Consider the following 25876-nt stretch of genomic DNA (forward strand, 5'->3'; position numbering starts at 1 on the left):
CCGACCCGCCCGTCCCTGACGGGGTTTCCGACCGAGCCGTTCGGTCGGCGTCACGCGCGCAGGTACTCCCAGCGGGCGCACATCTCGCGCAGCGCGCGGGGCACCTCGTCGGGGCGGGGCAGCGGCCGGCCGGGCTGGACGGTGCCGGAGCGGATCTTGTCGCGCCAGTCGCCCATGCCCTTGGTGAAGGTGCCGTTGCCGTGGTCGTGCCGGCCGTAGGAGATCATGCCGGGCTCCCACGGCACGTCGAGGAAGTCGCAGACGCGGCGGACCGTGGCCTCGGGGTCGGCGGTCAGGTCCTCGTAGCGGACGGTGAGCCCGGGGAGGGCGCGGCGGGCGCGCTCCAGGGCCCGGACGTACCGGAGGGTGTGCGGCACAGCCCGGTTCATCGGGCGGCGGGCGGGGTCGGCCTCGTGCCAGGACCGGGCGATGGCGGCTGGGTGACGCAGCAGGAAGACGAAGCGGGCGTCGGGCCAGGCGAGGGCGAGCCGTTCGGCGACGAAGACGTTGCTCGGCGTCTTCTCCACGACCGTGCGCTTGCCGCTGCGCAACAGCTCGCGGTGGAGCATCCGGTCCCACAGGATGTGCTCCACGTCGGCGACGCCGTGGCCCAGCGCGTCCATGGCGGTACGGCTGAGGCGGGTGGTGAAGCGCACGGCCAGGCGCCGGACGTGGGTCTCGATGGGGGCGTGGAGCTGCGAGTGGCTGTCGAGCACCACCCGCATCAGCGTGGACCCCGAGCGGGGCGCGGAGAGCACGAACACCGGGGCGACCAACAGCCGGTCAGCCGCCGGATCCACCGGAGGCCGCGCCGCGGCGGCCTTACCCGTGGTGCCCGCCGAGCCCTCCCTGGGCGCGCGGGACACGCGCAGCCCCGTGCGACGTTCGAGGGCGGCGCCGATGCGGTAGGCCAGTCCTTGCATGTCAGCACCGTGCCACGCACCGAGCCCCACCGCCACCAAGTGTCACCCGACCGGCCGAGGGCACGACGCAACCCGGCATCGAGAGCCACCGCGACGTCCGACCCACCCCCCAACAGAGCACCGCCAACGGTCGACTCCACGAGTCCGCGGTGCCACATCCGCCCTGGACGAGACGGTGATCGACGGCTTCGAGCACGTCGTGAACGCGTTCCTGAGAAGCTGCGCGGCGAGACCACTGACAAGAACCACCGTGCGAGCCCGCACGCAGGCCTGTCAGTGACCCGGCACCAGACTCCCCGCCCAGGCAGGGCCAACGGACAAGAACAAGCCCAGGTCACGGTCCACATGACCTGGGCTTCTGGCGGAGCCGCCTAAGGGAATCGAACCCTTGACCTACGCATTACGAGTGCGTCGCTCTGGCCGACTGAGCTAAGGCGGCGGGGCCTCAAAGGGCCGCGCCCAGTCTACATGGCTTCGTGATGGGCTCTGCCCCGCCCGCCGGGCGGGTGCTCACCAGCAGCTCGCGCAGCAGGGCCGTGACCTCGGCCGGGCGTTCCGTGGGTGCGAGGTGGCCGGTCTGGGGGAGGTCGACGTGGTGGGCGCCGGGGATGGTGGTGGCCAGCTGGGTCGAGAGCTGCTGGATCCATGGCAGGTCGGCCAGGCCGTTGACCACCAGGGTCGGCACCCGGATGCGGGACAGGTCGGCGAGCGAGGTCGCCGCCGTGCGCTCCTCGGCGGGCGGACCCGTGCCGTTCCACGCCCGCGTCATCACCTCGCGCATCATCGCCGTGAGCCGCTCGACGACCCCTGGGGCGGCGGTGTCGGGGACCATCCAGCGCACGTGGGCCGCCGCGAACGCCTCGGCGTCGTGGGGAAGGAAGGCCGCCAGCTCCGGCAGCGCCGTCCCCTCGCGGTACCGCGCCAGCCGGGCCGGGTCCACGGCGCTGTGGACCCGTTCCCTGGCCTGCGCCGCCATCTCCGCCGGCCAGCTGTGGCCGGAGAGGCCCGAGGAGATCAGGGCCAGGGCGGTGACGCGGTCGGGCGCGGCCAGGGTCGCGTCGAGGGCGCGGGCGCCGCCCATGGAGGTGCCGACGAGGGTGGCGGACGCCACGTCCAGCGCGTCGAGCAGGGCCAGCAGGTCCTCGTGGTGGGCGAACTCCCCCGCGCCGGACCCGGACTCCCCGGTGCCGCGCGCGTCGTACCGGATCACCCGGTGGTCCTCGGCGAGGGCCGCGAACTGGTGGTCCCACACGTGGCGGTCGGTCATCGCCCCGTGGAGGAGGACCACCACGGGGCCGCTGCCCGCCTCGTCGTAGCCGAACTCGACGCCGTCGCACCGCACCCTCGCCATGCCACGACGGTACGGGGCGGGACGGGGCGTCGGGGGTCGATCGGCTCTCAGCAGAGCGACGGACCGACCCCCCGCGTCAGCAGGTCGTGCCGTTCTCCGGGCTGACGTCGTCCAGGAGGTAGGCGTTGACCGCCTCGTCCACGCAGTCGCTGCCGACGGCGTAGGCGCCGTGGCCGTCTCCGTCGTACGAGATGAGGATGCCGGACTCCAGCTGCTCGGCGAGGCCCTCAGCCCAGGCGTAGGGGGTGGCCGGGTCGCGGGTGGTGCCGAGGACGAGGATGTCCGCCGCGCCGGCGGCCGGGATGGAGACCGGGTGGCCGCTGGGCTCCACGGGCCACAGGCCGCACTGGAGCGTCGCCCAGGCGAAGTCCGCGCCGAACGTCGGGGACGCCTCCTCGTACGAGGCGAGCAGCTCGCGCACCTCGTCCGGGTTCTGGGAGCCGGCCGGGCTGTCGAGGCAGCCGATGGCGTGGAACGCGAAGGAGCTGGTGTCGTAGCTGCCGTCGCCCTCGCGCTCGTAGTACGAGTCGGCCAGGTCCAGCAGGGGCGCGCCGTCGCCCTCGTCGAACGCGGCGGTCAGGGCGTCGCGCAGCACGGGCCACAGCGACGGGGCGTACATCGCGAGGGCGACGCCCGTCGTGGCCAGGGACTCGGTCAGGGGCCGCTCGGGGTCGTCGGTCGGCAGCGGGTTGGCGTCGATGTCGGCGAAGAAGTCCAGCAGCCGCTGTGAGGCGGCGTCGGCGTCGCCCGTGCCCAGCGGGCAGTCGTCCAGCTCGGCGCAGTCCGACGCGAAGGAGCGGAACGCGGTCTCGAAGCCGCCGGCCTGCTCGCGGTCGGTGTCGAGGGTGGGCAGCCGCGGGTCGACGGCGGCGTCGAGGACGAGCCGGCCGACGCGGTGGGGGAAGAGCCCCGCGTAGGTGGCGCCGAGCTTGGTGCCGTAGGAGAAGCCCACGTAGTGCAGCTGCTCGTCGCCGAGGGCGGAGCGGAGCACGTCCATGTCGCGGGCGGTCTCGATGGTGGAGAGGTGTTCCAGCAGCTCGCCGGTGCGCTCCTGGCAGCCCTCGCCGAAGTCCTCCATCGTCGCGATGAGCGCGTCGATCTCGGCGGCGTCGTCCGGGGTGCGGTCGGTGGCGGTGTGGTCGTCCATCCGCTCGCCGGGCAGGCACTCGACGGGCTCGGTGCCGCCGGTGCCGCGGGGATCGAAGCCGACCATGTCGTACCGGGCCCTGACCTCGGCCGGGAAGATGTACGTCGACTGGGTCTGGGCGAACTCGACGGCCGAGGAGCCGGGACCGCCCGGGTTCATCAGCAGGGCGCCGATGCGGGTGCCGGGGTCGTTGGCGGCCTGGCGGGTGACGGCGACCTGGATGTCGGTGGCCGGGTCGGGGTGGGCGTAGTCCAGGGGGACGGTGAGCATCGCGCACTCGAAGCCGGCCCGGCCGCCCGCGCCCTGGCAGCTCTCCCAGCTCAGCTCCTGGTCGTAGTACGACTGGAGGTTGGCGGGGATCTCCTCGGGGAGGGGGTCGAGGATCGGGGCGTCGGGGACGGCGCGGTCGCCGTCCTGCTCGCCGTCGGGGGCGGACGCCTCGTCCGAGGTGGCCCGGTCGGTGGGGCGGTCGTCGTCGGAGGAGGAACAGCCGGAAGCGGCCACGAGGAGGGCCGCCGCGACGGCGGCGACGGTCAGGCGCCGGCGCGCGGTGGGGGCCGCCGGGGAGGCGGTTCCGGCGGGGCGGGCGATGCGCATGGTCTTCGGTCCCGTCGTCGCGTCGTGGGGGATGGTGTCGGGGGGTGGTGTCGGGGTCGGGGCTGGATATGAGGTCAAACGGAGCCTAACGGCTCGGTGGGGGCTGCACCGCAGAGCCTCACCCAGCGTTCCGTGGAGAGTTCGGGGAGACGGGCGAGGAGGAGGGGGCGAGGAGGAGGGGGATGGGGAGGGCGGGGTGGGATCGGGCGGCGCGTGCGTCAGCGGAGGGCCATCGTCATGGCCTCGACGGCCAGCAGGGGCGCCACGTTCCGGTCGAGCGCCTGGCGGCAGGCGAGGACGGCCTCGATGCGCCGCAGCGTCTGCTCGGGCCGGGAGGAGTGCGCGATCCGCTCCACCGCCGCCTCGCTCTCGCCACCGGACGTGGCGAGGCCCGAGCCGAACTGGCGTGCCAGCACGTCGCGGTAGAAGGCGGTGAGGTCGGTGAGGGCCAGGTCGAGCGTGTCCCGCTGGGTGCGGGTGGCGCGGCGCTTCTGCCGGTCCTCCAGGTCCCGCATGGCGCCGGCCGTGCCGCGCGGCAGCCGCTTGCCCTCGGCCGCGCCGAGGGCGGCGCGCAGCTCCTCGGTCTCCTTGGCGTCGAGCTCCTCGGCGAGCTGCTTGGCGTCCTCGGCGGCGGCGTCGACCAGCTCCTGCGCGGCGCGCAGGCAGCCGCCGATGTCGCCGAGCCGCTCGGGCAGGCGCAGCACGGTGGCGCGGCGCGCCCGCGCCCGCTCGTCGGTGGCCAGCCGCCGGGCGCGTCCTATGTGGCCCTGGGTGGCGCGGGCGGCGGCGTGCGCCACCTCGGGCTCGATGCCGTCCCGCCGCATCAGCACGTCCGCCACGGCGGCGACGGGCGGGGTGCGCAGCGTCAGGTGGCGGCAGCGGGAGCGGATCGTGGGCAGGACGTCCTCCACGGAGGGCGCGCACAGCAGCCACACGGTGCGGGGGGCGGGCTCCTCGATGGCCTTCAGCAGCACGTTCCCCGCGCCCTCGGTGAGGCGGTCGGCGTCCTCCATGACGATGGCCTGCCACCGCCCGCCTGCGGGCGAGAGCTGGGCTCCGCGCACGAGCTCGCGGGTCTCCTTGACGCCGATGGTGAGCAGCTCGGTGCGGACGACCTCGACGTCGGCGTGGGTGCCGACGAGCGCGGTGTGGCACCCGTCGCAGAAGCCGCAGCCGGGCTCGCCGCCCAACGCGCGGTCCGGGCTGACGCACTGGAGCGCGGCGGCGAACGCCCGCGCCGCCGTGGAGCGGCCGGAGCCGGGCGGCCCCGTGAACAGCCAGGCGTGGGTCATGGCGGAGCCGGACAACGCGGTGGCGGCGGAGCCACCGGACTCCGGCCGTGTGGCGGCGGTGACGAACGTGTCGGCGTCCCGCGCGGCGGCGGTCAGCTGCGCCACCACCCGCTCCTGGCCCACGAGGTCGTCCCAGACCGCCATCGGTGCTCCTCGCTCCTTCGTGCCGCCGCGCGGCGCCGGCCGGCGCCCGGCGCCTTCGCGTTGCCCGGCTGCCGCGACCGGGCAGCCGTGCCCATTGTGGGGCACGGCACTGACAACGGCGCGGAGGGCCGGACGAGCACGGGCACAGGAGCGGGAACGGGACGGCAGCGGGAGCGGGAGCGGGAGCGGGATGGCAGCGCACGGAGCGGCGGGGCGCGACACGGGACGGCGTGGAACGGAAGGACCGCACCGACCTGGTCGGTGCGGTCCCGGCTCAACGGCCCCCGTCGGGCGTCCCGCTCGACGACACCCGGCAACGGCCCGCGCTCAACGGTGGCCACTCAACGGCGTCCGCCGCGTCCCCCGCGCCCCCGGCGGCCCTCGCCGCCGTCGTCGCCCTCGGCGTACCCGTCGTCGTCCCGCGGGCCCAGCAGCTCGTCGGCGAGGGTCGGCACGTCGTCCAGCGGCGTCTCCTCGGCCCAGTCGCGCCGCCGCCGGCTGCCGGAGTCTCCCCCGCCGACGTCGCCCCGGTCGTCCTCGATGCGCGGCAGTGGCCTGGTCTCCCCCACCTCGTCCGAGCCCTGCGCCGGCCGCGCCAGCGGCAGCTCCGTGGTCTCGTCGGCGGCCGGCCCGCCCGCGGGCCCGTCCTCCGGTCCGACCTTGGGCAGCTGCACCGTCTCGGTGTGGTCGGGGATGTCCGCGACCCGCGCCTGTTCGGCCCGCAGCAGCGCCTCCTCGGCCAGCCGCTGCTTCTCGCGCCGCCGCTCCTCGGCCTCCTCGCGCAGCCGCGCCTCCTCCCGGCGCCGCCGGTCGGCCGCGATCTGCTCCTCGCGCCGCCTGCGCTCCTCGGCCTCGCGACGCTGCCGCTCCGCCTCGGCGCGGCGCCTCGCGTCCTCCGCGCGCAGCCGTGCCTCCTCGGCGCGGCGGGCCTCCTCGACGCGGCGGCGCTCCTCCTCCTCGGCGCGCCTGCGCTCCTCTTCCTCCGCGCGCAGCCGCGCCAGCTCGGCCTGGCGCTCGCGTTCGAGGCGCTCCTCCTCCTCGCGGCGCTTACGCTCCTCCTCGGCGCGGCGCCTGGCCTCCTCCTCGGCCCGCTTCCGCGCCTCCTCCCTGGCGGCCAGTTCGGCCTCGGAGAGCGGCAGCATCTGGTCCAGGCGGTGCCGGGCGGCGGTGGTGACGGACTCGGTGTCCTGGCCGGCGTCGATCACGAGGTAACGGGAGGGGTCGGCGGCGGCCAGCGCCAGGAAGCCGGCGCGCACCCGCTGGTGGAACTCGCTCGGCTCCGACTCCAGCCGGTCCGGCGCCTCCGTGAAGCGCTCCCGCGCCGTCTCGGGCGAGACGTCGAGCAGCACGGTCAGGTGCGGTACGAGGCCGCCCGTGGCCCACCGCGAGATGCGCGCCACCTCGACGGCCGACAGCTCGCGGCCGGCGCCCTGGTACGCCACGGAGGAGTCGGTGTACCGGTCGGAGATGACGACGGCGCCGCGCTCCAGGGCGGGCCGGATGACGGAGTGGACGTGCTCGGCGCGGTCGGCCGCGTAGAGCAGCGCCTCGGCGTGGTGGTCGAGGCCGCCGTTGGCCACGTCCAGGAGTATGGCGCGCAGCCGCTGGCCGATGGGCGTGGCGCCGGGCTCGCGGGTGACGACCACCTCGTGGCCCTTGCCGCGGATCCACTCGGCCAACGCCTCGACCTGCGTGGTCTTGCCGGCGCCGTCGCCGCCCTCGACGACGATGAAGAAGCCCGACGCGCTCGGCGCGAGGGCGGGCTCGTCGGCGCGCACCGCCTCCGTGAGGTCCTGCCGCAGCGGCACGCCGCGGCGGTCGTCGGTGCGGCCGAGGACGTACGCGGCGACGGGCAGCAGCAGCGCTCCGGTGATCATGAGGGTGAAGCCGGCACCGCCGTGATGGATCGTGAAGTCCCCGCGCTCGACGCGGTGCGGGCCGATCAACGCGGCGGCCAGCGGTGCCACGACGACCGCGAGGGCGACGGCGACCCGCACGAGGGCGTGCAGGTGCTGGGTGAGCCGGGGCCTGCGGAACTCCTCGGTCTCCTGGTCCAGCAGCACGTGCCCGGTGTGCGAGGCGACGCCGGCGACGACGCCCGTGGCCAGCGCGGTCAGCTGCACGGTGGCCGCGTCGGAGACGAGGCCGACGCCGAAGATCCCCAGGCCCGTCAGCGCGATGGCCAACGCGAACAGCCGCCGCCGCGACAGCGCGGGCAGCACGCGTGGCGCCAGCCGGACGCCGAGGGCCACGCCGCCGGTCAGGCCCAGCAGCAGCAGCCCGAACGTGACCGGCCCGCCGCCGAGGTCGCCCGCGTGCAGCACGGCGACGGCCGCCGCGGCGGCGATCCCGGCGGCCACCGCCACGCAGCCCAGCACCAGCGCGGAGATGGCGCCGGTGCGGCCCTTCTCGGGCGCGGTGCCGGCGGCGGGGCGGCGCAGGCCCTCCAGCGGCGACACGGGGCGGCGGGACTCCGTGGACGGCAGCTTGACGGCGTACAGCACGGAGATGGCGGCGGCGAAGCAGCCGGCGGCGACGTACGAGGCGAACGCGGCGCGGTGCTCGCCGAACCAGTCCAGGCCCGTGGCCAGCAGGTTGCTCACCAGCGTGGCGCCGACGAGCGCGGCCGCGGCGGCGGGCACCACCAGGAAGGCGCCGCGCTGCCACAGGCGGCGCAGTGCCTCGTGGTGGTCGGGCAGCGGCCGGACCGCGGCGCCCTCGGGCGGCGGCGGGGGCAGCAGCGCGGGCGCGACGCTGTCCCGCGCGGCGACCCACACCCGGTCCGCGACGCCCGTGAGCGCCATGGTGAGCAGCAGGTATACGTACGCGCTTTCGGGGACCCAGTCGATCCACAGCGGGGCGACGATCATGAGCGCCGCGCGCACCGCGTCGGCGCCGATCATCGTCCAGCGGCGGTCCAACGGCCCGGAGGGCGCGAGCAGTCCGGTGATCGGGCCGAGCAGCACGGCGCCGGCGAGCAGCGTGGCCAGCAGCCTGACGGCTATGGCGACCGTGACGGCCAGGGCCACGCCCCGGTACTCGCCGCCGAAGAGCTGGTCGCCGTCGGGCTGGACGTGGAGTGCCGCCTGCACGGCGAGGAGGATCAGCACCAGGCTGGCGAGGATGTCCCCGACGCCGCTGGTGAACTGGGCCTCCCAGAGCCGCCGCAGCTCGGGGACCTGGAGAAGCGCCCGGCGGGCGCGCACGCGGGAGTCCGCGGCGAGGGCCTCGTCGGTGGCGCCGCCCGCGGGGTCAACGACCTTGGGTTGCTCTGTTCGCGTCACGGGGCCAGCGTAACGTTCGCGTCCGACAGCGCGGCGACCCACCCGAGGTGCCGTCGGCGTGGACACGCCGACGCGGGCCCGTGTGCCGCCCGGCCGAGGTGGTCACCGGAGCGAACGGACGGTCCGCTCCGCCGCCGGGCGTTCGTCGGGGTACGAAGGCCGCCGGCCCGCGCCACCGCCCCGCCGACCTGCGCCTACTTCCTGGACGTCGTCTTCTTCGCCGGGCCGTTCGAGGCGCTCTTCGAGGAGGTCGACTTCTTCGTGGCGGTCTTGGTGGCCGTCTTCGTGGCGGACTTCTTGGCCGTGGTCTTGGTCGTGGACTTCTTGGCCGCCGTCTTCGCCGTGGTCTTCTTGGCCGCGGTCTTCTTGGCCGGCGCCTTCTTCGCCGCCTTCTTGGCCGTCTTCTTCGCCGGGCCCTTGGCGCGCTTCTCGGCCAGCAGCTCGAAGGCCCGCTCGGAGGTGATCGTCTCCGGGTCGTCGTCACGCCGCAGCGTCGCGTTGACCTCGCCGTCCGTGACGTACGGGCCGAAGCGGCCGTCCTTGACGACGACGGGCCTGCCGCTGGTCGGGTCCTCGCCCAGCTCCTTCAACGGCGGCTTGGCCGCCGCCCTGCCCCGCGTCTTCGGCTGGGCGTAGAGCGCCAGCGCCTGCTCCAGCGTGACGGTGAAGAGCTGTTCCTCGCTCTCCAGCGAGCGCGAGTCGGTGCCCTTCTTCAGGTACGGGCCGTACCGCCCGTTCTGCGCGGTGATCTCCTCGCCCGAGGCGGGGTCGGTGCCGACGACGCGCGGCAGCGACAGCAGCCGCAGCGCGTCCTCGAGGGTGACGGTGTCCAGCGACATCGAGCGCAGCAGGGACGCCGTGCGCGGCTTCGGCGCGGCGGACTTCGTCCGCTTCCTCGCGCCGCCGCCCGCCTCCGCCTCCGGCTCCGGCAGCACCTCGGTGACGTAGGGGCCGTACCGCCCGTCGCGGGCGACGATCGTGTGACCGGTGTCGGGGTCGGTGCCCAGCGCGATGTCGCCGGTGGGCTTGGCCAGCAGCTCCCTGGCCAGCTCGACCGTGAGCTCGTCCGGCGGCAGGTCACCCGGCACGTCGGCCCGCTTGCTCTCGCCCGCCGCGCCGGTCTCGCCCGCCTCCCCGGCCTTCCCGGTCTCGCCCGCCTCGCCGGTCTTCCCGGCCGCTCCGGCCCGCTTGCTCTCGCCCGCCTCGCCGGACGGCTCGGCCGGCCCCTCCACGTAGGGCCCGTACCGGCCCACGCGCAGCACGATGCCCTCGCCGACCGGGAACGACGAGATCTCGCGGGCGTCGATGGCGCCCAGGTCGGTGACCAGGTCCTTCAGGCCCGCGAGGTGGTCGCCGTCCTCGTCCTCGCCGTCGCCGAAGTAGAAGCGGCGCAGCCACGGCACGGCCTGCGCGTCCCCGGTGGCGATGCGGTCGAGGTCGTCCTCCATCCGCGCGGTGAAGTCGTAGTCCACCAGCCGCCCGAAGTGCTGTTCCAGCAGGTTGATGACGGCGAAGGAGAGGAAGGAGGGGACGAGCGCGGTGCCCTTCTTGAAGACGTAGCCGCGGTCGAGGATCGTGCCGATGATCGTCGCGTACGTCGACGGCCGGCCGATCTCCCGCTCCTCCAGCTCCTTGACGAGCGTGGCCTCGGTGTACCGGGCGGGTGGCTTGGTGGCGTGCCCGTCGGCGGCGAGGTCGCGCGAGGCGAGCGGGTCGCCCTCGGAGACCGGCGGCAGCCGCCGCTCCCGGTCGTCGAGCTCGGCGCCCGGCTCGTCGACGCTCTCCACGTACGCCTTGAGGAAGCCGTGGAACGTGATGACCTTGCCGGTGGCGCTGAACTCGCAGTCGCGCCCGTCGGAGCTCACACCCCCGACCCGCACGGCGACGGACTGGCCGACCGCGTCCTTCATCTGGGAGGCGACGGTCCGCTTCCAGATCAGCTCGTACAGGCGGAACTGCTCGCCGGTGAGGCCGGTCTCGGCCGGGGTGCGGAAGCGGTCGCCGGAGGGGCGGATCGCCTCGTGCGCCTCCTGCGCGTTCTTCACCCTGCTCGCGTAGGTGCGGGGCTGGTCGGGCAGGTAGTCGGCGCCGTAGAGCTGGGTGACCTGGGCGCGGGCGGCGGCGACGGCGGTGTTCGACAGGGTGGTGGAGTCGGTCCTCATGTAGGTGATGAAGCCGTTCTCGTACAGCCGCTGCGCCACCTGCATGGTGACCTTGGCGCCCATGCCGAGCTTGCGCGACGCCTCCTGCTGGAGCGTCGTGGTGCGGAAGGGCGCGTACGGGGAGCGGCGGTACGGCTTGGACTCGACCGAGCGGACGGCGAACGCGGTGTCCGTCAGGGCGGCGGCCAGGGCGCGGGCCGCCTCCTCGCCGAGGTGCTCGACCTGGCCGGGGTTCCTCAGCTGCCCGTCGGGCCCGAAGTCGCGACCCTGCGCGACGCGCCGCCCGTCGACCGAGGCCAGGCGGGCGTCGAACGCGCCGCTGTCGGGGCCCTCGGGCAGGGTGGCGAAGGTGGCGGTCAGGTCCCAGTACTCGGCGGAGCGGAACGCGATGCGCTCCCGCTCCCGCTCCACGACCAGCCGCGTCGCGACGGACTGCACGCGGCCGGCGGACAGCCGCGGCATGACCTTCTTCCACAGCACGGGGGAGACCTCGTAGCCGTAGAGCCGGTCGAGGATGCGGCGGGTCTCCTGGGCGTCGACGAGGAGCTGGTTCAGCTCGCGGGGGTTGTTGACCGCCTCGCGGATGGCCTCGCGGGTGATCTCGTGGAAGACCATGCGGCGGACGGGGACCTTGGGCTTGAGCACCTCCTTGAGGTGCCAGGCGATGGCCTCGCCCTCGCGGTCCTCGTCCGTGGCGAGATAGAGCTCGTCGGAGTCGGCCAGCAGCTCCTTCAGCTTCCTGACCTGATCCTTCTTGTCGCTGTTGACGACGTACAGCGGCTGGAAGCCCTCGTCGACGTTGACGCCGAGACGTGCCCAGGGCTGGCCCTTGTACTTCGCCGGGACCTCGGCCGCGCCGTTGGGGAGGTCGCGGATGTGACCGACGCTGGCCTCGACCACGTAGCCGGGGCCGAGGTAGCTCTTGATCGTCTTCGCCTTGGCGGGCGACTCGACGATCACGAGTCGGCGTCCGCCGTGCGCGGTCTCGCTGGTCGGCGACACTTCTTCTCGCTCTTCTCTCTCCGGTGGTCCGATCGTCCTGCGGTCTGCTGGAGCGATGGTGGGTCGGAGCCCTCGCGCACCGGTCCCTGGTGCGGAGTGTGACGGCTCCTCCCGGCTCCGTGTCAAACGGGAATGCTCACGGGGACCGAGGGAACCGTAACCCGAAGCCCATGCTCTCGCCGACCGAAGCTCTGGCAGGATGTCGCGACGACGGCGTTCATCGCTCCGTCCGACGAACACCAGAAGCAGTCACAACCCACCGCTCATCAAAACAAGGGGGGAAGATGTCAGATTCCAACCCGTACCAGCAGCCGCCGCAGGGACAGCCGGGCGCGCCCGGCCCCTACGGTCCGCCGCCCGCCGCCGGCCAGCCCGGATACGGCTACCCTGGCCCGCCCGCCGGAGCCCCGGGTGCCCCGCCCGGCGCCCCGGGCGGATACCCGCAGCAGAGCCAGCCCTACCCCGGCGCGCCCGTTCCCGGCGGCCCGATGTACGGCGGCGACCCGAACGCGCCCTACGGCTACGCGCCGGACGGACGCCCGTACTCCCGCAAGTCGAAGATCATCGCCGGTGTGTTGCAGCTCCTGGTGGGTGGCCTGGGCGCCGGCCGGTTCTACACCGGTCACACGGGCATGGCCATCGCCCAGCTGCTGACCTGCGGTGGCCTGGGCATCTGGGCGCTCATCGACGGCATTCTCTTCCTGGTCAAGGACGACCGCACCGACGCGCAGGGTCTCCCGCTGCGCAGCTGACGCACGCGGGTCCCGGGGTGACCGGTACGCCGGCAGGCTGGCACGAAGCGGCCTGACGGCGGGCCGCACCACCCCGGGCCGCGTCCGTCGCGTGCTCTCGGCCGTCGGCCGAGCGCCTCCCGCCTCGGGCGGTCGCGCGCCACCTTGGCCGATTCTTACCGATCTCGGCTGATTCCAGCCGATCCCGGCACCGCACTCCGCTCACGGGGGGACCATGGCGGATCCCAGCAACTCCTCTCCCTTCCAGGACGGGCCGCCCGGGTCCTACGGACCCCCGCCGCCACCGCCCGGGGGCTACGGCCATGGCTACGGCTACGGGTACAGCCATGGCCACGACTACGGCTACGGCTACGGCTACGGCTACGGCGGGTATCCGGGCCACGGTCCGTACCCCGCGCCCCACGGCTACGACCCCTACGGGCGCCCGTACTCGGACAAGTCCAAGATCGCGGCCGGACTCCTCCAGCTCACCGTCGGCTACTTCGGCGTCGGCCGCTTCTACACGGGCCACACCGGCATCGCCGTCGCCCAGCTGCTGACCTGCGGCGGCTGCGGCGTCTGGGCGCTCATCGACGGCATCATCCTGCTCGCGACCGACAGCACCGATCCGCACGGCCGCCCGCTGCGAGGCTGAGCCACAATGGGCGCAGGCAGGACGGACCCGGGCACGACGGACGCGGACCCGACGGAAACGGACCCGACGGACGCGGACGCCGCTGACCCGGGCGTGACGGATTCGGGCGTGACGGCGAACGGAGGTGGCGGCGCATGACGGTCGCCGGAACACCCGGGCGGTCCCGCACGGCCTGGCTGGCACACCCCTCGGTGGCGCCGCTCGCCACCCTCGGCGCCGGCCTCGCGGGCGCCGCGTACCTGTGGCGGACCAACCCGCACGAGGACGGGCAGCTGCTGCCGCCCTGCCCGTTCCACTGGGCCACGGGGCTGCTCTGCCCGGCCTGCGGCGGCACGCGCATGACGTACGACGCGATGCACGGCGACCTCGTCGCCGCCTTCCACGACAACGCCGTCCTGCTGCTGCTCGGCGTGCCGCTGGCCGCATGGCTGGGCGGGCGCTGGCTCTCCGAGGGGCTGCGCGGGCGACGGTACCGGCCGCGTTTCCGCCGGCCGGCGGTCGCCGCGATCCTCGCCGTCGCGGTGGCGTGGGTGCTGCTGCGCAACGCCGTGGGGTAGCGGCGCTCCCGCACTGCCCTCAGGCGGGGACGAGGAAGCCCTGCTCGACGAGGGAGCGGATCTCGGGGGCGAGCCGTTGCCGCAGCGCGTCGGCCTCCTGGCCGAGGAGATCGGCGATGGCGTCGACGATCGCCCCCGCCGGCAGCGTGCCGTCGCAGGCGCCCACCAGCCCGGCGCTCGCGGTGTCGACGGCGCGGGCCCGCATCAGGCCGTGCCGCTGCCGCAGCACCAGGTGCTCCGGGTCCTCCGCGCCCGGCTCCCCGAGCTGTTCCTGCACCACCCCGTCGGCCACCACGAGGCGGCTCGCGAGCAGCCCCTCGTCGGTGCCGGCGCGTCCCCGCAGGACGAGCTGCCGGGCGAAGTGGTCGCGGATCGTGTCTCCCAGGGGCTGCTCGACGGCGTGGGGCCAGTCCTCGACGGTGACGGACGCCGTGCCCGTGCCGCCCGAGCCACCCGTGCGCCGCAGCGTGATCCAGCCCAGGCCCACGGCGCGGACGCGCCGGGTGGCGAAGTCCGCGAGCCATTCGTCGTAGCGCTTCTCGTACGCCTGACGTCCGAGGCGTGGTACACCCGCGTCACGCAGCCACAGCTCCGTGTACTCCGTGACGTCCTGCTCCTCGCGGCGGATGATCCACGCGTCGCAGCCGGGCGGCACCCAGGACGCCAGCCGTTCGCGCCAGTCCTCGCCCTCGGGCTCCTCCCAGTTGGCCAGCAGGTGGCAGTAGCCGCCGTCGGCGAGGTGGTCGGCGGCGCCGGCGACGAGGGCGCGGCAGAACGCGTCGCCGCCGAGGCCCGCGTCGCGGTAGGTGAGGCGCTGCGCCTCGGGCGTGGTGCTGGGCGAGATCACGAAGGGCGGGTTGGCCACGATCAGGTCGAACGGCTCCGCGTCGCGCAGCGGCTCGTAGAGCGAGCCCTGGCGCAGCTCCGCCGGGGGCGCGCCGGAGAGGGCGAGGGTGAGGGCTGCCATGCGCAGGGCGCGGGGGTTGACGTCGGTGGCGGTGACGTGGCCGGCGTGCTGGGCCGCGTGGAGGGCCTGGATGCCGGAGCCTGTGCCGAGGTCGAGGGCGCGGCCGACGGGGTGGCGGACGGTGAGCTGGGCCAGGGTCGTGGAGGCGCCGCCCACGCCGAGCACGACGTCCCTCGCGTCCGTCGCGTCCGTCGCCTCGGTCGGGGCGTCGGTCGAGGCGTCGGTGGGGCCGGTGCTGCTCGGGAGGGCGCGGCCGGGGTCGGAGACGATCCACCAGTCCTGGCCGCCCTCGCCCGCGTACGGGCGGATGTCCACGCGGGCGCGGACCGTGTCGTCGCCGTTCCCGTCGCGGTGCGGCACGAGCCAGCCGTCGTCGAAGGCCTCCTGCGGCAGCACCTTGCGCGCCACGTCGAGCCGCACGGCGCGTTGAAGCAGGAAGAGGCGCACGAGCACGGGCAACGCGCCGCCGTCCGCCGCCGCCTCACGGGTGGCCCGCAGGGCGGGGACGGCCTCGCCTCGGGCGAGTGCGGCGTACGCGGGCGCGCCGAGGAGCTCCAGCAGGCCGTCGGCGGTGAAGTCGGCGGACGCCAGGGTCTCGCGCAGGCGCGCGGTGCCGGGGCCCGGGGTCGGCGGTGCGGTGAGGGTCACTCCTGCCCGTCCCCGTTACCGTCGCCGCCGCTGTCACCGTCGCCGCCGCCGTTCCCGGACGGTTCGGCCTCGGGGTCAGGGCCGGAATCGCCGCCGTCGCCCCCGTCGTCGCCCCCGTTCCCGCTGTCGCCTCCCCCGGGCTGGGCGGGCGGCGACTGGCAGCCGCGCTGCTCGGCCATGGCCTCGCCCAGCTCGCCCTCCTCCAGCGCGGTGAGCGCGTCGTTGCCGCTCTCGCTGAGGTCGCCGAGCTGCTCGGCGATGCCGCTGAGCCCCTCGGCGAACGCGGCCCGGTCGGAGGTCTCCAGGCCGTCCATGGTGTCCTTCAGCTCGGCGTAGGAGTCCGAGATGCCGTTCAGCTCCTCGACGGCGTCCCGCCGCAGCGCGGGGCCGTTCTCCACCGGCGGGTCGCCGGCGCGCTGGACCACGGTGGCGAGGGCACCGTACGCCTCGGAGATCTCCTGGAAGGCCGTGGAGTCGGTCTCCTTGATCTCCCTGGGCGGCGCGTCGCCCTCGCTCACCTCTGTGATCGCCGCGCTGGCCGACTGGATCCGTTCGACCTGGGGCTGGAGCTGGGCACAGATCTCACGGGCCCACGCCTCCCGCTCCTCGCCGCCGTCGTCCCCGCCGCCGCACGCCGTGAGCGCGAGCAGCACCCCGCAACCCACCGACGCCACCGAGAGCTTCGTCTTCACCCGTGTCCCGTCCTTTCGTACCGCTACGGCGGGAACTTACACGGCCGGCCCTCCGTCGTCCGAGTGATCCGGGCGCCTGTCGGCCGAATATTCGAGTGTTCGACCGTGAGGACGACGGCTCAACCAGCGACGATCTGGTCTCCCTCGATCCGCGCGGGAATGGCTGGCAACGGCACCGGCGCGGGGCCGTCGAGGACCTCGCCGGTGGCCGCGTCGAAGACCGACTGGTGGCAGGGGCAGTGGAACCGCTCACCGTCGGGCTGGACCGGGCAGCCCTGGTGGGTGCAGATCGCGCTGAAGCAGGCGACGGTGGTCTCGTCGGGGCGGAAGAGCATCGCCTGTTCGCCGTCGGGTGTCTCGAACGGGCCGGCCGCCTCGCCGACGGGCACCTCGTCGAGGCCGGCGATCGCGCCGGCCGCCCCGCCGTCTCCGCCGCCGTCTCCGCCGTTGCCGCCGTCGGCACCGTCGCCGCCCGGTGACTCGCTGGTCTCGTCACCGGCACCGCCCGTTTCGCCCGAGCCCTCGGTGCCGCCGTCGTCCTCCTCGCTGCCGCACGCGGTCAGCGCGAGGGCGCCGGCCGCGCCCGCGGTGGTGGCGAGCACGGTCCGCCGGGTGGGGGAGGTGGTCCGGCGTGCTGTCGTCCTACGTGGAGTGGCTGTCATGACTGTCCCAACGAGACAGCCGCTGCCCGAGTTCATCCGGGTGGCTCATTTCAATTTGAACCACCCGCCCGCCGCCGTCGTGTGGAGGGCATGACCGGACTGACGTCGCACTGGACGTTCCGCTGGACGTTGCGCTTACTGGTGGTGCTGGGCCTGCTGGGCTCGGCCTGGGTGCACTGGGTCGTCTGGCGGGACTGGGCCCGCTTCGACGACGTGGTCGGCCCGCTCTTCGTCGTCAACTACGTGGCCGGGCCCGTCATCGCGCTCGCCGTGCTCGGCTGGCACTCCCACTGGCTGCCCGAGGCGGCCGCCGTCGGCTTCGGCGCCGCGACCCTCGGCGGGTACCTCCTCTCGCTGACGGTCGGGTTCTTCGGCATCAGGGAGCAGTTCAGGACGGAGGAGGAGGTCTGGGGCGTGGTGACCGAGGCCGGCTGCGTCGTCCTCGGAGCTGTGCTGCTCCTCCTCCGATGGCGGGAGGCACGGCCGCAGCGGCACCGCGAGGGGCGGCCGGACGCGCGCCAGGCACGGGAACGGCGCCGGTGGCAGCATCAGGAGCGGGGACAGGGGCAGGAACAGCGGCAGGAGCGGGGACAGGGGCAGGGACAGGCGGCATGAGCGATGGCCCGGCGGAGGACCAGCTGATGCGGGCGCTGCACGACGAGCACGCCGCCGCGCTGTGGTCGTTCGCCCTGCGCCTCACGGGTGGGGACCGGGCGCGCGCCGAGGACGTCGCCCAGGAGACGCTCCTGCGCGCCTGGCGCCACCCGGGCGTGCTCGACCAGTCCACGCGCTCGGCCCGCTCCTGGCTCTTCACGGTCGCCCGCCGCATCGTCATCGACGGCTGGCGCTCCGCGGCGGCGCGTTCGGAGATCACCACGGACCAGCCGCCCGAACTGGTCGCGCCCGACGAGATCGAACGCGCGGTCCAGGGCTGGCTGGTGGCGGACGCGCTCGCCGAACTCTCCCCGCGCCACCGTGAGGTCCTCACCCTCTGTTACTTCCACGGGCTCTCGGTCGCCGAGGCCGCCGCCCGGCTCGGGGTGGCCGAGGGCACCGTCAAGTCCCGCACGCACTACGCACTCCGTTCGTTGCGCCTGGTGCTGGAAGAGAAGGGCGTCACGCGATGAACGAGCCGGACGCGTTCGCGAGACACGACGCGGCGTACGTGCTGGGCGCGCTCTCGCCACGGGAACGGGCGGCGTACGAGGCCCACCTGGCGGAGTGCGCGGAGTGCGCGCGCTCGGTGCGGGAGCTGGCCGGGTTGCCGGGCCTGCTGGGGCAGGCGGGGGCGACCGTGCCGGGGCTCACGGAGTGGGCGACCAGCGCGGACGGGGAGCACACGGACCGGGACGCGGTCCTGGCGGGCCGGGCGGAGCCGGCCGTGCGGCGGCCCGGGGAGACGCCCGAGGGGATGCTGCCCGCCCTGCTGCGGCGGGTGGCGGCGGAACGGCGCCGCTCCGCGTGGCGTCGCCGACTGCTGCCGGCGGCCCTGGGGCTGGCGCTCGCGGCGTGCGCGGCGCTGCTGGCGGTGCTCGTGCTGCCCGGCGGCGACGGTGGAGGCGGTGACGGCAGCGGTGACGGCGGCGGCGGTCAGCGGCCGGCCGCGATCGCGATGACCCCGCTGGTGGACTACCCCGTGGAGGCCAACGTGGCGCTGGCGGACACCGACTGGGGCACGCGGGTCGACATGGACTGCCGCTACGGCTGGGAGCGGTCCAACGAGTACGTGCTGGTGGCGATCACGCCGGACGGGAGGGAACGGGAGCTGTCGCGCTGGGTCGCGGTGCCGGACGTCACCGTGTCGATGAGTCTGGGCACGGCGCTGCGGCGCGACGACATCGGGACGCTGGAGGTGCGTTCCACCAGCGGCTACGCGGTGCTTCGGGTGGATCTCACGGAGCGGCGCTGACCCCTGCCCCACCGACCGGACCGGTCCGCTAGGGTCGAGCGGCATGGCGTACAACCACCCCCACCCACAGCAGCAGCCGCACCAGCCGCAGGAGCCGGACCCCGCGGGCAGCACGCAGATGTTCCAGGCGTTCGTCCATGGCGGAGAGGGCGCCCCGCCCTCGGGAGCGCCTCGGACGAACTCCGGCTCGGGAAAGAGGATCGCCCTGACCCTGGCCGCCGTCCTGGTGGTCGCCGGGCTGGCCGCCGTGGCCGTGCTGGCGCTTGGCTGACGCCTCGCCGCCGGCCCGCCGCGTACGGACTCACCCGGGGTTCTTCCACGCCCCTCGGCCAGTGCCAGCCTGCTCTGACGGGCGCAACCCGTCGGTGAGGTCGACTGGACCGGCTGGCCGAGGGGGCCGCGTCACTCCTCTGCCGTGAGACCGTCGCGCAGCTGCGCGAGGGTGCGGGTGAGCAGGCGGGAGACGTGCATCTGGGAGATGCCGACCTCCTCGCCGATCTGGGACTGGGTCATGTTTCCGAAGAACCTGAGCATGATGATGCGCCGCTCGCGGGCGGGCAGCCGCGCCAGCAGGGGCTTGAGCGACTCCCGGTACTCCACGCCCTCCAGCGCGGTGTCCTCGTACCCGAGGCGGTCGGCCAGGGAGCCCTCGCCGCCGTCCTCCTCCGGTGAGGGGGAGTCGAGGGAGCTGGCCGTGTAGGCGTTTCCCACCGCGAGACCGTCGACGACCTCCTCCTCCGAGACGCCGAGGGCCGTCGCGAGCTCGGCCACCGTGGGGGAACGGTCGAGCCGCTGGGAGAGCTCGTCGCTCGCCTTGGTGAGGGCCAGCCGCAGCTCCTGGAGGCGACGCGGCACGCGCACCGACCACGAGGTGTCGCGGAAGAAGCGCTTGATCTCGCCGACCACGGTCGGCATGGCGAACGTCGGGAACTCAACGCCTCGTTCGCAGTCGAAACGATCGATGGCCTTGATGAGGCCGATCGTGCCGACCTGGACGATGTCCTCCATGGGCTCGTTCCGGCTGCGGAACCTGGCCGCCGCGTACCGCACGAGCGGAAGGTTCAGCTCGATCAGGGTGTCCCTGACGTACCCCCGCTCCGGGCTGTCCGGGTCGAGGGCGGCCAGCCGCTGGAAGAGGGAACGGGAGAGCGTGCGGGTGTCGAGGTTGTCGGTCTCCGCGGGAGCAGCGGGAGCATCGGGGAGCAGCGCGGGTGTGTGCTGCTCGGGTACGTGCGGCGTGCCGGGTTCGGTGAGCACCTTGGAGCTGCCCAGTTCTACGGACATGCCACCCCCTTGAGGTCGTGGACGGGTCGCGACGGCGCGCCCTGGGTGGACTCGTGTGAGCCCCCACGAGAGGAGGCGCCCTCTCGTGGATACCGGAGCTGCCGCCGCGGCAAACGCGGTTCTGGCAGAATGTCACAGGTCGTCAACACGATGTAGCTTCTTGTCGATAAAACGGCACGGTTGGTGTGGGAGTTCCCGGAGATGGTTCCCACGTTCGACTTAGGTTTCGCTCGAATTTCCGGAGCGCAGACGGGTGACGCTGCGGGCGAGCAGCCGGGAGACGTGCATCTGCGAGACCCCCAACTCGGCGCTGATCTGCGACTGCGTCAGGTTCCTGTAGAAGCGCAGCAGCAGGATGCGCCGCTCCCGCTCGGGCAGTTGCACCAGGAGGTGGCGCACCAGGGCGCGGTGCTCCACGCCCACCAGGCCCGGGTCCTCGTACCCCAGCCGCTCGCCGAGGCCCGGCGCGTCCTCGCGTTCGGCGGCGGCGTCGAGGGAGGAGACCCGGTACGCCCTGCCGGCCTCGACGCTGGCCGCGACGTCCTCCTCCGGGATCCGCAGGCGCTCGGCGATCTCCGCGAGGGTGGGCTGCCGCCCCAGAGCCGCTGTCAGCTCCTCGCTGGCGGCCCGCACCTGCGCCCAGCGCTCGTGGAGCCGCCGGGGGACGTGGACGCTGCGCACGTTGTCCCTGAAGTACCGTCGGATCTCGCCGACGATGGTGGGCATGGCGAAGGTGGGGAACTGCACGCCGCGCCCGGGGTCGAAGCGGTCGATGGCGTGGATCAGACCGATCGTGCCGACCTGGACCACGTCCTCCATCGGTTCGTTGCGACTGCGAAATCTTCGGGCGACGTACCGCACGAGGGGGAGGTTCGCCTCGACGAGCGCGTCACGGACCCGGGCGTGCTCGGCGGTGCCCGGCTCCAGCGCCCCCAGCCGCTCGAAGAGCGCCTGGGTGAGCGCACGCGCCCCGACGCCCCGTCCCTCTTCCGCCGCCACCTGCCCGTCACCCCTTTCGCGCCCAAACTGGTGCAAAAGCCGTCATAGCATCACAAGACTTGTCTGTTAGGCGCAAGCTTCATCCGACGCCGAGGCGACACCTCACCCGATCACTCGCGGGATCACTCCCCCGACGCGTCGGCCGCCCGCCCCCGCCGCCCGCCTCGGGCCCCGCCTCGGACCCGTCCCGCCGAACGCCTCAGCTGACCGCGTCGGCGAGCAGGTCCCCCAGCCCCTCCGCCGCCAGCGACACCGCCCGGAAGCCGAGCCCGACGAACTCGGTGGACCGGTCGGGGAACGAGATGACCGCGTAGATCAGGAGGACGGCCAGCACGTAGAGCGCGGCCCGCCGGGCGTACGCCACGTTGGTCACGTCCCCTCCCCCTCGGGGCCCGCCACGCGACGCCACGGGTACAGGTCCCGCAGCAGGGATATCTCGGCGCCGTGGTGGATGACCTCGCGATGGATGTGGAGGACGAGAGCGGCGAGCGGGGCGTCCGCGAAGTACGGCTCGGACGGGCCACACCGCCGGGCGAGCTCCGCCGCCCCCAGGCCCCGCACCCCCGCCACCCACCGCTCGTACGCCTCGTCGAGCTGGGCCAGCGCGCCCTTCGCCGTCCCGGCGTACGGGAAGGCGTCCCAGGGTGTCGGCGCCCGGCCCTCGAAGTGCCGGGCGGCCCGCCCGCCCAGGATGTCGGTGACGAGGTGGCCCATCCGCCAGGCGATCGTGGTGACCGGCTGCGGCTCCGGCTCGGGCTCCCCCTCGCGGATGTCGTCCCGCGTGAAGCCGCCCGTGCCGTCGGGGCGCACGCTCCAGCAGCCAGGCACGGGCTCCCACAGATACTCCTCGTCGGTCAGGCCGTCGAGGCGTGGGCGGAGCTGCCTGTGCCAGTGCGCGTCGAGCTGCTCCAGCAGCTCGTCCCGCCACACGATCTCCACATCGCTCATGGACGCCACCCTAGACCGCCGCACCGACAGTCGTACCGGTCTTCGCCCGCTCCGGTCCGCCCGGCCCTCCCGGCTCAGCCGGAGGACCGCTCCGCGTCCTCCGCGTCCTCCGCGTCCCACGGGGCGAGCGGGGTGACGAAGACGAGCTCCGTCCTGTCCCCCGGCAGCACCACCTCCGCCACCTCCACCACCCGGCCGGCGGCGTCCTCGCACGTCTTGCGCAGCACGATCACGGCCGCGTCCGGCGCCATCCCGAGCACCCGCGCCTCCTCGGGACTCGGCGGGCGCACCCGGGTGACCCGCTCGACGATCCGCGCCACCTCGATCCCGACCGTCCACAGCTGGTGCGGCGTGCCGCCGGGCCAGGGCTCGTTCGTCTCGTCGAGCAGCGCCGGGTTGGCGGCGATGTGGTCACGGACGAGCCACGAGTGGGAGATCTCGAACGCGGCCCGCTCGTGCCGTTGGCGGGTCTCGTAACGCCGCTGGAGCAGCGGGGTCCCGGGCGGCACTCCGAAGTCGGCGGCCAGCTCCTCGTCGGCCTCGGTGGTGCGGTAGCCGATGGTGAAGTCGAGGTCGCTGGGATCCAGCCGGTTGTCCCGCTCCTTCGCCCCCGTCCGCAGCCGCTCGCGCAACGGCCGCCGCGCCCGGTCCTTCTCCCACTGGTGCCGCTCGTTGCTCCGCCGCATCCGGCGCGGGGAGCCGCCGGGGTCCGGGCTCGCGGCGTCCGTCCGATCATCGTTCTTCATGCCGGCACATCCTCACCCGCCCGTGCCGCCTCCCGCCCGCACGACACGGCCACGACGCGGCGGAACACGTGTGAGGGGCGGACCCGCCACCGGGTCCGCCCCTCACACGTACTGCTTCTGAGCGGTAGCGGAGGGATTTGAACCCTCGGTGGAGTTGCCCCCACACTCGCTTTCGAGGCGAGCTCCTTAGGCCGCTCGGACACGCTACCGAGAGGAAGCCTATCAGCCGACCAGAGGTCATCGTGCCCGGAAGAAGTCCGTCAACAGCCGGCCGCACTCCTCCGCCAGCACCCCACCGACCACCTCGGGACGGTGGTTGAGGCGACGGTCACGCACGACGTCCCAGAGCGAGCCGGCCGCGCCCGCCTTCTCGTCCACCGCGCCGTAGACGACCCTGTCGACGCGGGCCAGCACGCTCGCGCCCGCACACATCGTGCACGGCTCCAGCGTGACGACGAGGGTGCAGCCGGCCAGCCGCCACCTTCCCAGGCGGGTGGCGGCGGAGCGCAGCGCGAGCACCTCGGCGTGCGCCGTCGGGTCGCCGGTGGCCTCGCGCTCGTTGCGTCCGTGGCCGAGGACCTCGCCGTCGGGGCCGCCGGGGCCCAGGAGCACGGCGCCGACCGGCACGTCTCCCGTCGCCCGGGCCGCGCCCGCCTCCTCCAGCGCCCGGCGCATCGCGGGCCGCCACGGGTCACGCAGCGGGTCCCCCGAGCCCGTCACGCCCGAGGCCCCCGTCGCGCCCGACGGTCCCGTCACGCCCGACGCACCCGACGTCCCCGGTGCGGTCCCGGCCTCACCTGACCGCCTCCAGCACCTCCGAGCACCCCAGGGCGTCGGCGATCGAGCTCAGCGCGTCGTCCGGCGTGAGCTTCAGCACGGTGCCGGCGTCGATGCCCAGGTCGGCCAGGAGGCCCACGTCGCCCAGCGGCCCACGCGGAACCTCCGAGCCCAGCGGCTCGTCGTCCTCCTCGTCCTCCAGGCCGTCCTCGGTGCCGTCGAGGTCGACCAGCTGGTCCAGGACGCTCGGGTCCTCCGGCTCGCGGCCCAGCAACTCGTCGGTCAGCAGGATCTCGCCGTAGGCGCTGCGCATCGCCCGTGCGGCGTCGGAGACGAACACCCTGGGGTCGTCCTCGCCGTCCACCCGGACGATGCCGAACCAGGATCCCTCCTGCTCGATGCAGACGAGAACGGTCTCGTCATCGGGAGAGCTCTCGCGGGCCAACTCGGCCAGCTCGTCGAGACTCTCCACGTCATCGAGCTCTGTGTCGCTCGCTTCCCAACCGTCATCGGTCCGCGCGAGCAGTGCGGTGAAGTACACCGTGTCTCTCCCCACTCGGTTCGGCGTGCCACCTGCATCGTGGCAGAAAAGGGGTGTGCTGTCGGGTAACTCGACACTTCGCCAACGGGATGTCCCCGCGTACTCTTCCCGGCTGCCCGACCCCTGGGCTCGGCACGGATGCCTGCACGTCCGTCACATCCCACAGCATGCGTCCATGTCTCACTCGTCCTTGCAGGGACAACTCTCCACACCGGTCCCCGCGCTGTCCACCTCGATACCCTCGTCACTCGTCCCGGCCGGCGCCGGACGGCCCCGGACAGCCTCCGGACGCCCTTTGGACGGCGCCGGACGACTCCCGACGGCTCCCGGCCCAGGCCGCCTGTCCGTGCCGTTCGCTACTGTGCAGTCCATGCGGACCCATGTCGTTGACCACCCGCTGGTGGCGCACAAGCTGACCACGCTGCGCGACGCGCGCACCGACTCCCCGACGTTCCGGCGGCTCGCCGACGAGCTGGTCACCCTCCTGGCCTACGAGGCGACCCGCGACGTCCGCACGGAGCTCGTCGACATCACGACGCCGGTGGCGGCCACCACGGGTGTTCGGCTCTCCCACCCGCGTCCGATGGTCGTGCCGATCATACGGGCCGGGCTCGGGATGCTCGACGGCATGGTGCGCCTCCTCCCCACCGCCGAGGTGGGCTTTCTCGGCATGATCCGCGACGAGTCCACCCTGGAGGCGTCCACGTACGCCAACCGCATGCCGGAGCGCCTGACCGGGCGCCAGGTCTATGTGCTCGACCCGATGCTGGCCACGGGCGGGACGCTCGTGGCCGCGATCCGGGAGCTGATAGCGAGAGGCGCGGAGGACGTGACGGCCATCTGCCTGCTGGCGGCGCCCGAGGGCGTGGAGCGCATGGAGGCCGAGCTGTCGGGGGCCCCGGTGACGGTGGTGACCGGGGCGCTGGACGAGCGGCTCAACGAGCAGGGCTTCATCGTCCCCGGCCTGGGTGACGCCGGGGACCGGATGTACGGCCAGGCCTGACGGCGCACGGCCGGCTGGACGGCGCGACGAACGACGTGCCGGGCGGGCCGGCCGGGTGCCGGCCACCGTGGCGCTCGGCGCGTCGTCCACCGTGGCGTCCGGCGCGTCGTCCACCGTGCCGTGTCAGCAGCTCTCCGGGCTGCCGGACGGACGTGGCCCGGCCCCCGGGCTCGGCTCCGGCGAGGCGTCGGCGTTGACCAGGGCCGCCAGCTGGCGCTCCGCCGCGCGGGGCGTCAGCAGCTCGGTGAAGCCCCTGCCGATCACGAGGTCCACCTCCCGCGCCCCGCCCGCCGCCTTCGGGTCCCCGGTCTCCGCCCCCTCCAGCTGGCTGCCCACGACGGCGAGCGCGCCCGAGCTCCGCGCGCCCGCCGTGCCGAGCAGCAGCGCCGACTGCTTGACCCTGCCGTCGAGCCGGGCGGGCGCGTTGGCCACCTCGCCGACGACGAAGCCGCGCTCGGCGAGGAGGTCGGCGGTGTCCTGCGCGAGGCCGGTGCGGGTGGTGGCGTTGTAGACGTTGACCGTGATGGCCTCGGGCTCGGGGAGCACGGCCGGCAGCGTCGGCCCCGCGTCCTCGCCGCCGCGCCCGTCGGTCGGTGGGCAGCCGGGCCCGTTCTGCTGGGATGCGCCGGCCCCGGCGCCGGAGGCGCTGCCACCGCCCTCGTCCTCCGCCGTGAAGATGCCGACGAGCTCCGTCGTTCCGTACCCCAACACGCCGACGAGGGCGACGGCCGCGATCGTCACGAGCACCTTCCTGCGGCGGCGCGTGCGGGAACGCATCCGGGGATAGCGGTTCCCGGTGACGCGGTACTTCCGGCCTCGCATACCCGGCGGAGTCAGCATGCTCATGGACGCAGC

25 protein-coding genes and 2 tRNA genes are annotated in these 25876 nt (G+C 74.1%); 8 read left to right on the top strand and 19 right to left on the bottom strand.

What is annotated here, in order from left to right:
* Positions 1-50 precede the first annotated feature (50 nt).
* The 7 genes from ACTWP5_RS05775 to topA all read right to left on the bottom strand — a co-directional run bounded on the left by ACTWP5_RS05775 (position 51) and on the right by topA (position 11902).
* A complete protein-coding gene (locus tag ACTWP5_RS05775) occupies positions 51-923 on the bottom strand; it encodes a sulfotransferase family protein (RefSeq protein ID WP_443219635.1) in 873 nt (290 codons plus the stop codon).
* A 365-nt stretch (positions 924-1288) separates the two neighbouring features.
* Positions 1289-1362: transfer RNA gene (locus ACTWP5_RS05780), tRNA-Thr, on the bottom strand.
* A gap of 6 nt (positions 1363-1368) precedes the next feature.
* On the bottom strand, positions 1369-2274 hold the full coding sequence (locus ACTWP5_RS05785; RefSeq protein WP_443219636.1) for an alpha/beta fold hydrolase: 906 nt from the start codon (positions 2272-2274) through the stop codon (positions 1369-1371).
* Positions 2275-2350: 76 nt separating this feature from the next.
* Positions 2351-4018 (bottom strand): alpha/beta hydrolase, encoded by a 1668-nt coding sequence (locus tag ACTWP5_RS05790; protein ID WP_443219637.1) that lies wholly within the window; start codon positions 4016-4018, stop codon positions 2351-2353.
* 218 nt (positions 4019-4236) lie between these two features.
* A complete protein-coding gene (locus tag ACTWP5_RS05795) occupies positions 4237-5454 on the bottom strand; it encodes a DNA polymerase III subunit delta' (RefSeq protein ID WP_443219638.1) in 1218 nt (405 codons plus the stop codon).
* 341 nt (positions 5455-5795) lie between these two features.
* Complete coding sequence (tmk, locus tag ACTWP5_RS05800; RefSeq protein WP_443219639.1) at positions 5796-8738, bottom strand: dTMP kinase; 2943 nt, start codon at positions 8736-8738, stop codon at positions 5796-5798.
* 194 nt (positions 8739-8932) lie between these two features.
* Positions 8933-11902 (bottom strand): type I DNA topoisomerase, encoded by a 2970-nt coding sequence (gene topA / locus ACTWP5_RS05805; protein ID WP_443219640.1) that lies wholly within the window; start codon positions 11900-11902, stop codon positions 8933-8935.
* Between the two features lie 284 nt (positions 11903-12186).
* Here topA and ACTWP5_RS05810 point away from each other — a divergent pair, with 284 nt between their 5' ends.
* The 3 genes from ACTWP5_RS05810 to ACTWP5_RS05820 all read left to right on the top strand — a co-directional run bounded on the left by ACTWP5_RS05810 (position 12187) and on the right by ACTWP5_RS05820 (position 13845).
* Complete coding sequence (locus ACTWP5_RS05810) at positions 12187-12654, top strand: TM2 domain-containing protein (RefSeq protein ID WP_443219641.1); 468 nt, start codon at positions 12187-12189, stop codon at positions 12652-12654.
* A gap of 214 nt (positions 12655-12868) precedes the next feature.
* On the top strand, positions 12869-13288 hold the full coding sequence (locus tag ACTWP5_RS05815; RefSeq protein WP_443219642.1) for a TM2 domain-containing protein: 420 nt from the start codon (positions 12869-12871) through the stop codon (positions 13286-13288).
* A 134-nt stretch (positions 13289-13422) separates the two neighbouring features.
* Positions 13423-13845, top strand: a complete 423-nt coding sequence (locus tag ACTWP5_RS05820) for a DUF2752 domain-containing protein (protein WP_443219643.1) — start codon at positions 13423-13425, stop codon at positions 13843-13845.
* 19 nt (positions 13846-13864) lie between these two features.
* Here the strand turns inward: ACTWP5_RS05820 and ACTWP5_RS05825 are convergent, their stop codons facing one another.
* The 3 genes from ACTWP5_RS05825 to ACTWP5_RS05835 all read right to left on the bottom strand — a co-directional run bounded on the left by ACTWP5_RS05825 (position 13865) and on the right by ACTWP5_RS05835 (position 16754).
* Complete coding sequence (locus ACTWP5_RS05825; RefSeq protein ID WP_443219644.1) at positions 13865-15460, bottom strand: DUF7059 domain-containing protein; 1596 nt, start codon at positions 15458-15460, stop codon at positions 13865-13867.
* A complete protein-coding gene (locus ACTWP5_RS05830) occupies positions 15457-16152 on the bottom strand; it encodes a small secreted protein (RefSeq protein WP_443219645.1) in 696 nt (231 codons plus the stop codon). Before ACTWP5_RS05830 ends, ACTWP5_RS05825 begins: the two co-directional genes overlap by 4 nt.
* 119 nt (positions 16153-16271) lie before the next feature.
* A complete protein-coding gene (locus tag ACTWP5_RS05835) occupies positions 16272-16754 on the bottom strand; it encodes a ubiquinol-cytochrome c reductase iron-sulfur subunit (RefSeq protein WP_443219646.1) in 483 nt (160 codons plus the stop codon).
* Between the two features lie 150 nt (positions 16755-16904).
* Here ACTWP5_RS05835 and ACTWP5_RS05840 point away from each other — a divergent pair, with 150 nt between their 5' ends.
* From ACTWP5_RS05840 to ACTWP5_RS05855, 4 genes are read left to right on the top strand one after another with little or no spacing between them, the layout of a single operon-like run.
* Positions 16905-17429 carry a hypothetical protein gene (locus ACTWP5_RS05840; RefSeq protein ID WP_443219647.1) on the top strand — a complete coding sequence of 175 codons (525 nt, stop codon included), beginning with the start codon at positions 16905-16907 and terminating at the stop codon, positions 17427-17429.
* Positions 17426-17941: a sigma-70 family RNA polymerase sigma factor gene (locus tag ACTWP5_RS05845; protein WP_443219648.1), complete on the top strand. Its 516-nt coding sequence runs from the start codon at positions 17426-17428 to the stop codon at positions 17939-17941. Before ACTWP5_RS05840 ends, ACTWP5_RS05845 begins: the two co-directional genes overlap by 4 nt.
* Complete coding sequence (locus ACTWP5_RS05850; protein ID WP_443219649.1) at positions 17938-18723, top strand: anti-sigma factor family protein; 786 nt, start codon at positions 17938-17940, stop codon at positions 18721-18723. Before ACTWP5_RS05845 ends, ACTWP5_RS05850 begins: the two co-directional genes overlap by 4 nt.
* A 43-nt stretch (positions 18724-18766) precedes the next feature.
* Entirely contained in the window at positions 18767-18994 is a 228-nt protein-coding gene (locus ACTWP5_RS05855; protein WP_443219650.1) for a hypothetical protein, read from the top strand.
* A 131-nt stretch (positions 18995-19125) separates the two neighbouring features.
* Here ACTWP5_RS05855 and ACTWP5_RS05860 read toward each other — a convergent pair whose 3' ends face one another.
* The 8 genes from ACTWP5_RS05860 to ACTWP5_RS05895 all read right to left on the bottom strand — a co-directional run bounded on the left by ACTWP5_RS05860 (position 19126) and on the right by ACTWP5_RS05895 (position 24018).
* Positions 19126-20007, bottom strand: coding sequence for an RNA polymerase sigma factor SigF (locus tag ACTWP5_RS05860; protein ID WP_443219651.1), 882 nt, complete (start codon positions 20005-20007; stop codon positions 19126-19128).
* Between the two features lie 219 nt (positions 20008-20226).
* A complete protein-coding gene (locus ACTWP5_RS05865) occupies positions 20227-21006 on the bottom strand; it encodes an RNA polymerase sigma factor SigF (protein ID WP_443219652.1) in 780 nt (259 codons plus the stop codon).
* 199 nt (positions 21007-21205) lie between these two features.
* The gene (locus ACTWP5_RS05870) at positions 21206-21379 is read right to left on the bottom strand and encodes a hypothetical protein (protein WP_443219653.1); all 174 of its coding nucleotides are present in this window, start codon (positions 21377-21379) and stop codon (positions 21206-21208) included.
* Positions 21376-21954 (bottom strand): DinB family protein, encoded by a 579-nt coding sequence (locus ACTWP5_RS05875; protein ID WP_443219654.1) that lies wholly within the window; start codon positions 21952-21954, stop codon positions 21376-21378. The genes ACTWP5_RS05870 and ACTWP5_RS05875 overlap by 4 nt, the downstream gene beginning before the upstream one ends.
* Before the next feature lie 74 nt (positions 21955-22028).
* Positions 22029-22700, bottom strand: coding sequence for a UTRA domain-containing protein (locus ACTWP5_RS05880; RefSeq protein WP_443219655.1), 672 nt, complete (start codon positions 22698-22700; stop codon positions 22029-22031).
* A 122-nt stretch (positions 22701-22822) separates the two neighbouring features.
* Positions 22823-22909 (bottom strand) — tRNA-Ser (locus tag ACTWP5_RS05885).
* 28 nt (positions 22910-22937) lie between these two features.
* Positions 22938-23375, bottom strand: coding sequence for a tRNA adenosine(34) deaminase TadA (tadA, locus tag ACTWP5_RS05890; protein WP_443219684.1), 438 nt, complete (start codon positions 23373-23375; stop codon positions 22938-22940).
* Between the two features lie 118 nt (positions 23376-23493).
* Positions 23494-24018, bottom strand: coding sequence for a tRNA adenosine deaminase-associated protein (locus tag ACTWP5_RS05895; protein ID WP_443219656.1), 525 nt, complete (start codon positions 24016-24018; stop codon positions 23494-23496).
* A gap of 370 nt (positions 24019-24388) precedes the next feature.
* Between ACTWP5_RS05895 and upp the strand changes: the two genes are divergently transcribed.
* Positions 24389-25021: a uracil phosphoribosyltransferase gene (gene upp / locus ACTWP5_RS05900; RefSeq protein WP_443219657.1), complete on the top strand. Its 633-nt coding sequence runs from the start codon at positions 24389-24391 to the stop codon at positions 25019-25021.
* Positions 25022-25144: 123 nt separating this feature from the next.
* Here the strand turns inward: upp and ACTWP5_RS05905 are convergent, their stop codons facing one another.
* Positions 25145-25867, bottom strand: a complete 723-nt coding sequence (locus tag ACTWP5_RS05905) for a LytR C-terminal domain-containing protein (protein ID WP_443219658.1) — start codon at positions 25865-25867, stop codon at positions 25145-25147.
* Positions 25868-25876: the final 9 nt, after the last annotated feature.

This window comes from Streptomyces sp. 4N509B, from assembly GCF_052245655.1.
Classification (GTDB): domain Bacteria; phylum Actinomycetota; class Actinomycetes; order Streptomycetales; family Streptomycetaceae; genus Streptomyces.

Coding starts and splice junctions, on each gene's coding strand:
- ACTWP5_RS05775 (WP_443219635.1), bottom strand. CDS start 923: ATGCAAGGACTGGCCTACCGCATCGGCGCCGCCCTCGAACGTCGCACG.
- ACTWP5_RS05785 (WP_443219636.1), bottom strand. CDS start 2,274: ATGGCGAGGGTGCGGTGCGACGGCGTCGAGTTCGGCTACGACGAGGCG.
- ACTWP5_RS05790 (WP_443219637.1), bottom strand. CDS start 4,018: ATGCGCATCGCCCGCCCCGCCGGAACCGCCTCCCCGGCGGCCCCCACC.
- ACTWP5_RS05795 (WP_443219638.1), bottom strand. CDS start 5,454: ATGGCGGTCTGGGACGACCTCGTGGGCCAGGAGCGGGTGGTGGCGCAG.
- ACTWP5_RS05810 (WP_443219641.1), top strand. CDS start 12,187: ATGTCAGATTCCAACCCGTACCAGCAGCCGCCGCAGGGACAGCCGGGC.
- ACTWP5_RS05815 (WP_443219642.1), top strand. CDS start 12,869: ATGGCGGATCCCAGCAACTCCTCTCCCTTCCAGGACGGGCCGCCCGGG.
- ACTWP5_RS05820 (WP_443219643.1), top strand. CDS start 13,423: ATGACGGTCGCCGGAACACCCGGGCGGTCCCGCACGGCCTGGCTGGCA.
- ACTWP5_RS05840 (WP_443219647.1), top strand. CDS start 16,905: ATGACCGGACTGACGTCGCACTGGACGTTCCGCTGGACGTTGCGCTTA.
- ACTWP5_RS05845 (WP_443219648.1), top strand. CDS start 17,426: ATGAGCGATGGCCCGGCGGAGGACCAGCTGATGCGGGCGCTGCACGAC.
- ACTWP5_RS05850 (WP_443219649.1), top strand. CDS start 17,938: ATGAACGAGCCGGACGCGTTCGCGAGACACGACGCGGCGTACGTGCTG.
- ACTWP5_RS05855 (WP_443219650.1), top strand. CDS start 18,767: ATGGCGTACAACCACCCCCACCCACAGCAGCAGCCGCACCAGCCGCAG.
- ACTWP5_RS05860 (WP_443219651.1), bottom strand. CDS start 20,007: ATGTCCGTAGAACTGGGCAGCTCCAAGGTGCTCACCGAACCCGGCACG.
- ACTWP5_RS05875 (WP_443219654.1), bottom strand. CDS start 21,954: ATGAGCGATGTGGAGATCGTGTGGCGGGACGAGCTGCTGGAGCAGCTC.
- ACTWP5_RS05880 (WP_443219655.1), bottom strand. CDS start 22,700: ATGAAGAACGATGATCGGACGGACGCCGCGAGCCCGGACCCCGGCGGC.
- tadA (WP_443219684.1), bottom strand. CDS start 23,375: ATGCGCCGGGCGCTGGAGGAGGCGGGCGCGGCCCGGGCGACGGGAGAC.
- upp (WP_443219657.1), top strand. CDS start 24,389: ATGCGGACCCATGTCGTTGACCACCCGCTGGTGGCGCACAAGCTGACC.
- ACTWP5_RS05905 (WP_443219658.1), bottom strand. CDS start 25,867: ATGAGCATGCTGACTCCGCCGGGTATGCGAGGCCGGAAGTACCGCGTC.